Annotated in this window: 8 protein-coding genes and 2 pseudogenes; 9 read left to right on the forward strand and 1 reads right to left on the reverse strand. The window is 42.5% G+C overall.

Going from position 1 to position 11,566, the window contains the following annotated elements; all coding sequences use genetic code 11:
- Positions 1 to 40 precede the first annotated feature (40 nt).
- Positions 41 to 334, forward strand: a complete 294-nt coding sequence (locus tag GFB47_RS01955) for a hypothetical protein (RefSeq protein WP_153446147.1) — start codon at positions 41 to 43, stop codon at positions 332 to 334.
- A 38-nt stretch (positions 335 to 372) separates the two neighbouring features.
- Here GFB47_RS01955 and GFB47_RS01960 read toward each other — a convergent pair.
- A pseudogene (locus GFB47_RS01960) lies at positions 373 to 1,005 on the reverse strand (IS5 family transposase).
- 96 nt (positions 1,006 to 1,101) lie between these two features.
- On the opposite strand from GFB47_RS01960, the pseudogene GFB47_RS01965 reads away from it, so the two are divergent.
- The 8 genes and pseudogenes from GFB47_RS01965 to GFB47_RS02000 form a co-directional block, all read left to right on the forward strand.
- Positions 1,102 to 1,761 (forward strand): annotated as a pseudogene (locus GFB47_RS01965) (DUF6701 domain-containing protein); the annotation flags it as partial.
- Positions 1,762 to 1,931: 170 nt separating this feature from the next.
- Positions 1,932 to 2,975, forward strand: coding sequence for a rod shape-determining protein (locus GFB47_RS01970; protein ID WP_153446150.1), 1,044 nt, complete (start codon positions 1,932 to 1,934; stop codon positions 2,973 to 2,975).
- A 33-nt stretch (positions 2,976 to 3,008) separates the two neighbouring features.
- Positions 3,009 to 3,890, forward strand: a complete 882-nt coding sequence (gene mreC, locus GFB47_RS01975) for a rod shape-determining protein MreC (RefSeq protein WP_153446152.1) — start codon at positions 3,009 to 3,011, stop codon at positions 3,888 to 3,890.
- Positions 3,880 to 4,368: a rod shape-determining protein MreD gene (gene mreD, locus GFB47_RS01980; RefSeq protein ID WP_153446154.1), complete on the forward strand. Its 489-nt coding sequence runs from the start codon at positions 3,880 to 3,882 to the stop codon at positions 4,366 to 4,368. Before mreC ends, mreD begins: the two co-directional genes overlap by 11 nt.
- 117 nt (positions 4,369 to 4,485) lie before the next feature.
- On the forward strand, positions 4,486 to 5,064 hold the full coding sequence (locus GFB47_RS01985) for a Maf family protein (RefSeq protein ID WP_153446155.1): 579 nt from the start codon (positions 4,486 to 4,488) through the stop codon (positions 5,062 to 5,064).
- A gap of 15 nt (positions 5,065 to 5,079) precedes the next feature.
- Complete coding sequence (gene rng / locus GFB47_RS01990) at positions 5,080 to 6,555, forward strand: ribonuclease G (protein WP_153446157.1); 1,476 nt, start codon at positions 5,080 to 5,082, stop codon at positions 6,553 to 6,555.
- Between the two features lie 11 nt (positions 6,556 to 6,566).
- Positions 6,567 to 10,529: a YhdP family protein gene (locus GFB47_RS01995; protein ID WP_153446159.1), complete on the forward strand. Its 3,963-nt coding sequence runs from the start codon at positions 6,567 to 6,569 to the stop codon at positions 10,527 to 10,529.
- Between the two features lie 177 nt (positions 10,530 to 10,706).
- Positions 10,707 to 11,561, forward strand: a complete 855-nt coding sequence (locus GFB47_RS02000; RefSeq protein WP_153446161.1) for a carbon-nitrogen hydrolase family protein — start codon at positions 10,707 to 10,709, stop codon at positions 11,559 to 11,561.
- Positions 11,562 to 11,566 lie beyond the last annotated feature (5 nt).

An 11,566-nucleotide genomic window follows, 5' to 3' on the forward strand; every position in this document is an offset into this window, starting at 1 on the left:
TAGCCAATTGTTTGTGTTAAAAAAGGAAAAGAGCAACTCTATGAGTATGAACTCATTAATACAAAGATTGACCGCAAAGAAGAAAGAAAAACCGACGCTGAGTATTGTAATACTCAGTGATGGTATTTATGTATCTAAAGTGAGCGAAGAATTCGGTATTGAACCTGCCGTTTTCTTTGAATTAGAAAATAATAATTGGCAATTCCAATTAGGTGCAGCGCTCGATAGCGAAGACATCAGTAACCTAAAAGCAACCGTCACGCTGGGCTCTCAGTTTTATCAAAGCTACCAATTGGACAAACCTGTAGTACCAAAAGAAGGCTTTGTTGCGTAATTCAAATTTAGAGGTGACAACACTAGAATGGTATTATTTCAATCAATTCGGTAAGTTTTAGGCATACCTAGCCCTGTTAGTTTATTTAAAGCTTTGATCATTGCGTAAGCTTCCCCAACTTGGGCATTATAATTTCTTAAGCTGAGTGTTCCGCCCAATAGCTTTTTCACTCGATGCATTGCCGTTTCTGAAATTGACCTTTTATGATACCCAAACCGTGTTTTCCACTGCTTATTAGAACCATAAAACTGTTGAAACCCGACGGATAAATTTCGTGGATGTCCCTTTTCTCAAAAGACTGCACCAAGTCTTGGAGGCACAAGTGGGGTGGCTTTTTTGATACGAATGGCTTCATAGCATTGTCGAGTATCGTAAGCACCATCGCCTGATACTTTTAAGATCTTTCGACGTGTTTGCTTTAGTAAATTAGGTAGAATGTCTCCGTCACTGACATTCGAGAAAGTGAGTTCTGCCGCAATAATTTCATGAGTAACGACATCAACACCTATATGTAACTTACGCCAGATCCGGCGCTTCCCATCAGTTCCATGTTTCCTGACTTTCCATTCTTGGATAGCTTCTTCATCAATCCAGAAAGTCAGTGAACCACGTTTAATCAGTGATTGATTATATAACTTCCAGTTTTTGGTCTTATAACGAGGTTTTGGCATGAATATCGATGGTTTAGTGGGGAGTAAACGATCTGATCGTCAGTTTCACATTTAGTTCCATCGAATTACGCAACAAAGCCAGTTACCGATCCAACGGAGGATAATGTTAATTTTGATTTTGATGCTAATACAAATGGTAATGAAAGCTTTATAGTTCCAGACGATGCAGACGATGCAGACGATGCAGATGATGATCGCGCTATGCCATTTGATACTGCTCCTGATTTCCGTTATGGCCGCATGACATTGGATAATGTCAGTGGCCCGCAAGGTGGTTCGGTCCAAGTTCCGTTGCGCGCTGAGTACTGGAATGGTAAGTCTTTTGTTCGCAATGAAGACGATAGCGGCAGTGATTTTGATGCCAGTATTTATTGTGTGATGAGCAATGTAGAGAATAGCAGCGCAGCGTTAAGCAGTGATCCAGAAGGAGTGGAAAGCGTTGTGACTGGTAGCAGTGATATTGTTAATGCTGAACAAGCCAATAGTCAGCGTGAAATGGCGCGAATATTTTTACGTCAAGGCGATGACTCGATAGGGATGAACAGCGCTTTGCCTTTACCCGACGCTACATTAAATCAAACCCAGTGTGGTGACTGGAGTGCCAAAAGAGACGATGATGAACAAGCTCAACCTTGGCTACAATTTAACTGGCGTAACTTGGGGGATGAAGACCCATCGACGGTGGTGAACTTTGGTGCTTACCGAGGTAACGACCGAATAATTTACCGTGGTGAGCCGAACTTAATTGCCTATTAATGGTCTTTTATTTACTAATAATTATAAAAATTAACCTCATTGAGTTAACTTTTTGTAAGAATACGCACTATTGTTAGGTGGTTGGTGGTTATTACTTGCCGACAGTGCGAGGCATTGGTACATTTAGCACAATTTTATTTCCTTCTATTGCTCTTAGGATAACGAAGAATATGTTTAAGAAACTTCGTGGTATGTTTTCGAATGATCTTTCTATCGATCTTGGTACTGCTAACACCCTCATTTATGTAAAAGGTCAAGGCATCGTTCTTGATGAACCTTCTGTTGTTGCGATCCGTCAAGATCGTAACGGTACCACTAAAACGGTTGCTGCAGTCGGTCATGAAGCCAAGTTAATGTTAGGTCGTACTCCTGGCAATATCTCAGCTATTCGTCCAATGAAAGATGGCGTAATTGCTGACTTCTACGTGACTGAAAAAATGCTACAGCACTTCATCAAACAAGTGCACGATAACAGTGTATTAAAACCTAGCCCACGTGTATTAGTATGTGTTCCTTGTGGTTCTACCCAAGTTGAACGCCGTGCTATTCGTGAGTCAGCATTAGGTGCAGGCGCGCGAGAGGTTTATCTTATCGATGAACCAATGGCTGCGGCAATTGGCGCTGGTCTGCGCGTGTCAGAGCCAACCGGTTCTATGGTGGTCGATATTGGTGGTGGTACGACCGAAGTTGCGGTTATTTCACTAAATGGTGTGGTGTATTCCTCTTCTGTTCGTATCGGTGGTGATCGTTTTGATGAAGCGATCATTAACTACGTTCGTCGTAACTACGGCAGCTTAATTGGTGAAGCCACAGCAGAAAAAATCAAACACGAAATTGGTTCAGGCTACCCTGGCGATGAAGTGCTTGAAATGGAAGTGCGCGGTCGTAACCTAGCGGAAGGTGTTCCACGTAGCTTTACCTTGAATTCAAATGAAATACTAGAAGCATTGCAAGAGCCACTTTCGGGTATTGTTTCTGCGGTCATGGTTGCTCTTGAGCAATGTCCGCCAGAACTTGCTTCTGATATCTCTGAAAACGGTATGGTATTAACCGGTGGCGGCGCGCTACTAAAAGATATTGATCGTTTATTGATGGAAGAAACCGGTATTCCTGTTGTTGTTGCTGACGAACCCCTTACCTGTGTTGCATTGGGTGGTGGTAAAGCGTTAGAAATGATTGATATGCACGGTGGTGATCTTTTCAGTGAAGAATAATCTTCTGATTGATAAAGAGACTGGCTTGTTTGCATGAAATTGATTTTTGGCCGCGGCCCATCCTTACAGTTGCGATTATTCTTCGCATTGGTTGTATCTGCTAGCTTAATGCTGGCAGATAGTCGTTTAGATACCTTTTCTAACGTCCGTTATTTACTCAATAGTACGGTCTCGCCTCTGCAATATACGGCTAACTTACCTCGCAGTATGTTTGACGGTATGTATGAGCGTTTTAATAGCCTCAAAACGTTGGTAGATAACAATAATGCGTTAAAAAATGAGGTACTAATCTTAAAAAGTGATGCCTTATTATTAAAGCAATATAAGGAAGAAAATACGCGTTTACGTGAGTTATTAGGTTCGCCTTACGTACGTGATGAAAAGAAAATCGTCACCGAAGTGATGGCGGTCGATTCTTCACCTTACAGTCATCAAGTAGTGATCAATAAAGGTCGCACTGATGGTGTCTATGAAGGCCAACCGGTGATTAATGAAAAAGGTATCGTCGGCCAAATAATTAATGTTTCAGCACATAACAGTCGCGTATTGTTACTTACCGACAGTAATAGCTCTATCCCGGTACAAGTTTTAAGAAATGATATTCGGGTGATTGCATCGGGCAGTGGCGATATTGATTCAATTCAATTGGAAGATGTTCCTACAAGTACTGATATTCAAACTGGCGATTTGTTAGTCACTTCTGGCCTTGGTGGTCGTTACCCTGAAGGTTATCCTGTTGGGTATGTCACTAGCGTTAAGAATGATAATCGTCGTCCCTTTGCTGAGATCAAGGCCAAACCGGTAGTAGAATTTGATCGTTTGCGCTATTTACTTTTAGTGTGGCCCGATCAAGCCCGTCAACAGCAAGCTCAAACCATATTGAAATCCGATCAGGCGGTGAATAATGAGCAATAATATTCTCCGTACCAAAGTCATTATTTGGTGTTCATTGCTGATAGCCTTAATTTTTCAAGCCATTCCTTGGCCTGGTCCATTAGAGATGCTGCGCCCAAGTTGGATTATTTTAATTATCAGTTATTGGATTTTAGCCCTGCCACATCGAGTGAATGTAGGATCGGCATTAATTGTTGGCCTACTGTGGGATTTGGTGATTGGTTCTACGCTCGGTATTCATGGCTTAGTGATGTCAATTGTGGCGTATATTGTGGCGTTGAACTTCCAAGTTCTTCGTAATATGGCGCTATGGCAACAAGCGGTCGTGATTGGTTTAATTACAGTATTAGCTGAATTTATTGAGTTTTTTGGTGAGTTTTTGATAACCGATGTTCATTTTGATGCCCACTACTTATGGGCAGGCTTAGTGAATGCAATTCTATGGCCGTGGATGTTCTTGTTATTAAGACGCTTCCGCCGCCATTGGCATATGCGTTAAAAGCAGATTCCCTATCTGCTCGTTCGACTCGCGTATGGAATGACGTTTTTATTGTTCCACTCGCGTATCGAATGACACATTTTAAGCTAAATATAATCCACCTCACCGAGGCTCCGTATGTCTTCTTCATTTCTTCTCGCTTCAGGTTCACCACGCCGTAAAGAGCTGCTCACTTTGCTGGGTTATCAATTTGATATTATCATCCCCAATATAGAAGAGCAGCAGCAACCAGAAGAACGTCCACAAGATTATGTGGCGCGTTTGTCGCGTGAAAAAGCTCAAGCCGGATTAGTGTTATCTCAAGTGCAAAACCCTCAATTATCGTTGCCTGTACTCGGGGCAGATACTATCGTTGTGATAGATCAACAAGTATTAGAAAAGCCAGTCGATTACAATGATAGCAAACGTATGTTGCAACAGCTTTCCAACCGCAAACATCAAGTTATGACTGCGGTCACGGTAGCAACCGAGCAAAAATTTAAAACAACAACCGTAATCACAGACGTGTGTTTCAAACCACTAACAGAAGCAGAAATACAAGCCTATTGGCACAGTGGTGAGCCGTGTGATAAAGCGGGCAGTTATGGTATTCAAGGTATTGGAGGACGTTTCGTTTCTCGAATCGAAGGTAGCTATCACGCCGTGATGGGGTTACCTTTAATGGAAACCGATTTGTTGTTAAGCGATTTCCTATAAGATTATGAGGCGCACATGAGTGTAAGTGCAGAGTTATTAATAAATGTCACCCCAAGTGAAACCCGAGTTGCGATGATTGAGTTTGGGCAATTGCAAGAAGTACACATTGAGCGTGAAGCTCGCCGAGGCATTGTTGGCAATATTTATAAAGGCAAGGTCAGTCGAGTATTACCTGGTATGCAAGCGGCATTTGTCGATATTGGTTTAGATAAAGCGGCGTTCTTACATGCCTCAGATATCGTACCGCATACGGAATGTGTGGCGGAAAACGAAAAGAAACAATTTCAAGTATTAGATATTTCGCAACTGGTACGCCAAGGGCAAGATATTGTGGTGCAAGTGGTGAAAGATCCGCTTGGTACCAAAGGAGCACGTTTAACCACCGATATTACACTCCCTTCTCGTTATCTAGTATTTATGCCAGGGGCTGCACATGTTGGGGTGTCTCAACGTATTGATGATGAAGCTGAACGTAATCGCTTAAAGAAAATTGTTTTACCTTATTGTGATGATAATGGTGGTTTTATTATTCGTACCGCAGCAGATGCCGCCGACAGCGATGAATTAGCCCAAGATGCTGCATTTCTAAAACGGTTATGGCAGAAAATCATTGAGCGTCGCAGTAAATATAAAAGTAAAACCATGCTGTATGGTGAGCTTGGTCTGGCTCAGCGAATTTTACGCGACTTCGTTGGCACTGAAATTACTAAGATTCAGGTCGATTCGCGTTTAGCGTTTGAAAGCCTGCAAGAGTTTACCACTGAATATGTGCCAGAGTTAACCGAGCGTTTAGAGTTGTACGGTGGTGATAAACCGATTTTTGACTTGTACGATGCGGAAAATGAAATTCAACGTTCGCTCGATCGTAAAGTCGAACTAAAATCTGGCGGCTATTTGATCATCGATCAAACCGAAGCCATGACCACGGTTGATATAAATACCGGCGCATTTGTTGGGCGTCGTAATTTAGAAGACACGATTTTTAATACCAATGTTGAAGCCACTCAGGCTATTGCTCGTCAGCTTCGTTTACGCAATTTGGGCGGTATCATCATTATCGATTTTATTGATATGATGGAAAATGAGCACCGCCAACGTGTTATTCTATCATTAGAGCAAGCGTTAGCGACAGATCGAGTGAAGACCAATATTAATGGTTTTACTCAATTAGGCTTAGTGGAGATGACTCGTAAAAGAACACGCGAGAGTATTGAACATGTTCTATGTGGTGGTTGCCCAACCTGCAAAGGTCGCGGCACAGTCAAAACGGTTGAGACGGTTTGTTTTGAAGTATTACGTGAAATTACTCGAGTTAACCGTGCTTATGATGCAGATAACTTTGTGGTGTATGCAGCGCCAGCGGTAGCAGAAACATTGCAAGGTGATGAATCACACGCCTTGGCTGAACTAGAAGTCTTTATTGGAAAACAAGTGAAAATTCAAATTGAGCCTTTGTATGTACAAGAGCAATTTGACGTTGTCATGATGTAATGGAGTAAGCTGTGACCTTTGCCACCCGCCTTTGGCGTTCTTTATTATGGATAGTATTAACTGGCGCGGTTTTATTGGCGGTCATCGTCATAGCTTTGCGTGTTTTTCTGCCTAACCTCAATCAATACCGTGGAGAAATTGAATCTAAAATCTTTCAATCTACGGGTGTTCAGGTACAAGTTGGAAGCATTAAAGGTTATTGGGAAAACCTGACCCCTTCTTTAGCGTTAAAAAATGTAAAGGTTGTTTTACCTGGTGAGCAAGTCCCGATTGTTACCGTTGGTCGAAGCGATCTTAAATTGGATCTCTATTCTTCATTGATTCATTGGCAGCCAAAATTAGATAACGTTACCATTCAAAGTCTGCAAGCCGATGTTAGCCGCTGGTCGATCATTCCAAATAAAGACGAACCATCAAAGGCGGTAGAAACTGAATCAAGTAATCCTAAGTTATTAAAACAAATTAAAGATGTTTTTTTAAAGCAATTAGGTTCATTTTCGGTGCTCGACTCGTCGGTGATCTATTTAGCCCCGAGTGGGGATGTTCGTCAGTTAGATATTGACCGTTTACGCTTCCAAAATAATAACAACCATCACAAGGCTGAAGGAGTGTTAAGTATTGCTGGGGTCAATTTAAATAAAGTTTCAGTGATTGCCAATTTTACCGAACATGGTGACCTTCGCTATCTCGATGGGGATTTTTTTGTCTCGGCACAAAATATCCGTATTACCCCATGGATGACGAAATTCTTGAAAGAGAGAACTACTATTCATTCAGGTAGAGTCAGTGTCAATGGCTGGCTAACCTTAAAACAAGGCAAGCCAACCGATGCATTGGTAGAGTTGCAATCCTCTAATTTACGCTGGGGCGAGGATAAAACGGCTCACCAATTAGTGATTAATCATGGCGTGCTAAAACTTAAACCAGTGAATAAAGGCTGGGCGGTTCAAGGTCAGCAATTTGATATTCAAACCGATAGTAAAAAATGGTTAGCGCCGAAGTTTGCCCTTGATTGGCAACCTAAAACCTTTGCGATTAATGTGTCTCAAATAGAAGTGGATAAACTCACGCCTTTTGTTACCTTGCTTGCCGATCAAAAATCAAACGATGACTTTATTAAGCAACTTCAACCTACGGGATTATTAACCGATATTCGGGTTGATATTCCGCGCGATCAAAAAAAATTGACCTATTCTGCCACCTTGACCGATGGCAGCATCAAGCAACACGATTTGCTGCCTGGTTTTCATAAGCTGAGTGCCAAGATTAGTGGTAATAAAAATACCGCCTCAATTAAAGCCAGTATCAAAGATGATGAACTGCCTTATGGTGAGGTATTCCAAGCCCCGTTACGTATCAAAGATAGCGCCGTTAATTTAGTGTGGCAAAGCGATAATAGTGGTTGGAAGTTATGGGCTGATAAAGTGGAAGTCAGTACGCCAGATCTAAAAGCAGTCGGGGCATTTAGGTTGGACTTCCCCAAAGAAAAATCCCCATTCCTCTCTTTTTATGCTGAAGCTGATGTACTTAATGCGGGTGAAACTTGGCGTTATTTGCCGACATTAGCATTAGGGCGCGATCTGACCGATTATTTATCCGCAGCGATCCAAGGCGGCACCGCGAAAACAGCAAAACTGATTTGGTATGGCCCATTAAGTACCTTCCCTTATCATAATCATGATGGAATATTTCAAATCGGGGTTGGACTTAAAAATGCCAAATTTAGTTTCGATACCGCATGGCCTGCGATCACTAATTTACAGTTGAATTTATTATTTGAAAATGACGCTATGTATTTGGATTCTCATTCCGCTAAATTAATGGGAGTGGACGCCGAACGCATTACCGGTAAGATCCCAAGCCTTGCACCTGATGGCCACATTGAAATTACCGCTAAAGCCAAAGCTGACGGTAAGGATGTGCGTGATTACATGCTGGCAACCCCGCTAGTGGATTCTGTTGGCGCTGCGCTTTCGGCGGTACAAGTTAGTGGTCCGGTGACATCAACATTTAAACTTAACATTCCATTTGATGGTGGTAATGCTCGAGCTTGGGGTTATGCAGATTTGAAGGATAGCCCGATCTCAGTACAAAGCCCACCGATTGATTTAACCAAAGCATCTGGTCGAATTACTTTTGATAATGATGTAGTTAAAGCAAAAGGTATTAAAGCGAACTTGCTGGATCAGCCAATTTCGCTCGATTTTACTGGGCAAAATCAAGCGGGTGGTTATGGGGTCGATGTTGATGTGTTGGGCGAAACCAGCTTAACTAAGCTGCAAAAAGCTATCCCATCGCCTTGGTTAAAACCGCTTAATGGTAGCGCACCATGGAACCTAAATCTCGATCTGAATCTTAACGATGTTGGCTTTACTTACCAAATAGACAGCCAAGCGGATCTTGAATATGTCACTAGCAGCTACCCTGCGCCATTAGGAAAAGGCTTAGGTTTGAAAGGCAAGGCTAGAATGCAAGCTGCGGGTGATCAAGAACATGTTTCGGCGCGTATTACCTTGCCAACGGCTAAGTATCAAGCCGATATTGATATTCGTCCATCTACGCCAGTGATCAAAGCGAGTAACTTTATTGTCGGTAAAGGGGACTTTAAGGTTAGCCCAATTGGCGGCAATTATTTCGCAATAAATACCCCTAAATTTGATGCTGACAAATGGATTGATTTCTTGATGGATGGTGAGCATAACGTGGCGTTAAAACCGGTCGTACCCGATGCCAAACCAACCATACCCGCCAAGACGTCGCTAAGTAAAACTCAAGCAGCTAAAACGCCAGTAAATACGGAAGTTGAAAAGAAAACAGAAAAAGCTGAAATCAATTTCCCAGTACTACCAATGCCAGAAAATGTACACATTACGACTAAGACCTTAAAGTTGGCGGATTTAGATTGGCATAACCTCAAATTTTTAGCGGTACATCAAACCAAGCAATGGCAAATGAACCTCAACAGTAGCGAAGCGGTTGGTTCCGGCCAGTTTGTGAATAAAAAAGATTTACGAGTCAATTTAAGTAGCGCGCATATTTTTGTGCCGCAATGGGAACAATCGGAAAAGAAAACCTTAATCAGTGATCTTGGTAAGGATGATCCGTTGATCAGTGATTTTGACCGTCAGTTCCATAAGTCGATGCCCAACCTTGATTTAAAAGTTTCCGATCTGTGGTTGCAAGGCTACAAAGTCGGCACACTCGATATGCAAATACAGCACGATAAAGACAAGTTAGTGTGGAAAACGTTGGATTTAAAAACAGGCTCTAACCACTTGAAGTCCAGCGGCTGGTGGCAATTGGCCGGCGATAAAAGCCATTCTAACTTTAAGGTCAACTTAACCGGAGATAATAACTCCGAGGTGATGGCGCGTTTTGGGATCAGCTCAGGTGTGCAAAAAGCCTCGTTTGTTATTGATACTTCCGCCGATTGGGATGGTGCGCCTTGGTCAATGAAGACTGATACTTTACAGGGACATTTATCCAGTGAGTTTAAAGATGGTGTGATCACCGATGTCAATGGCGCGGCGCGTCTACTCGGCTTATTTAGCTTAGATTCTATTATTCGCAAAATGAAGCTCGATTTCACCGGCGTATTTGATGATGGTATGACCTTTGATTCGATTAAAGGCACCGGAAAAATGAAGAAAGGGGTATTCGTCACTAATGACTTAGGGATGGATGGTTCGGCAGGGGATCTAAAATTACGTGGTTCAGCGGATTTAAACACTCGCTTAGTCGATGCTGAAGTCACTTTTTATCCAGATTTAACCTCCAGTATTCCCATTGTGGCAGCGTTTGCGGTTACCCCACAAACCGCCTTAGCCGTCTTTGCCTTAACCAAAGTTTTATCGCCCGTGGTGGATGTATTTACCAAGGTGCAATACTCAATCAAAGGTCCACTCGATGCGCCAGATGTAAAAGAAATCTCGCGTAGTAAGGGTGAGTACAAGCTAAACGAAGAAAAGAAATAAGCCCTTTGGTTCTTGAAGCCGCAGCTTTGTTGTCTAGGTTACAGTTTCAATTACTTTGGGCATAGGTTACCCCAATTGCATAGATTTAATGAGCGTTCAAATAATAAATAGAATTGGGATTGCTATTATCATCTAAGAAGCAATACGGCGATCGAGTTCTAAGGAAAGGAGCGGACCATGGCAAAGGTAGGATTAATTCAAATGACCTCAGGACCCGATCCTCAGGTGAATTTGAACAGCATTGAAGCTGAACTCAACATATTACAACAACAGCAAGTGGCTTGGGCTATCGTGCCTGAAAATGCCTTGGTATTTGGTTGTAAGTCTGATTACCGCAAGTTTGCAGAGCGCTTAAATAATGGCCCTATCCAAGCCCAATTAGCCCAATTGGCCAAGCAATATCAAATGTGGTTAGTGGTGGGTTCGTTTCCTATCCAAGAGGGAGATGAAATCAAAACCACTTGTTTGCTATTCTCTGCTTGCGGAAGTCTATACGCTAATTATGATAAATTGCATTTGTTCGATGTTGATGTAGCGGATGCGCATCACAATTATCGAGAGTCCGATACTTTCTTGGCGGGTAATAGAGTCGTGGTAGCGCAAACTCCTTTTGCCAATATCGGTTTATCTATTTGTTATGACGTGCGTTTCCCATCATTATTTAATGCATTAAGGCAACAAGGTGCGCAAGTGATTGTGGTGCCAGCCGCCTTTACCAAACCGACCGGACAAGCACACTGGCAAGTATTATTACGCGCGCGAGCGATTGAAACCCAATGCTGGATTGTGGCGGTCGGGCAAACCGGAATTCATCCTTGCGGACGAGAAACATGGGGTCATTCAATGGTGGTTGATCCGTGGGGCAATATTGTTGCCAGTTTATCCGAGACAGCCGGACACTTAATCGTTAACATTGATACCAAATTAAATGAAGATATTCGAACCCGTATGCCGGTTATTCAGCATCAACGATTCGACTGTCAGCTAATTACTCGGTCTGAAAAAGCCACATCGACAGACCCAAAGAACTAACAGAG

This window comes from Vibrio algicola (genome assembly GCF_009601765.2).
In the GTDB taxonomy this organism is placed as follows: Bacteria; Pseudomonadota; Gammaproteobacteria; order Enterobacterales; family Vibrionaceae; genus Vibrio; species Vibrio algicola.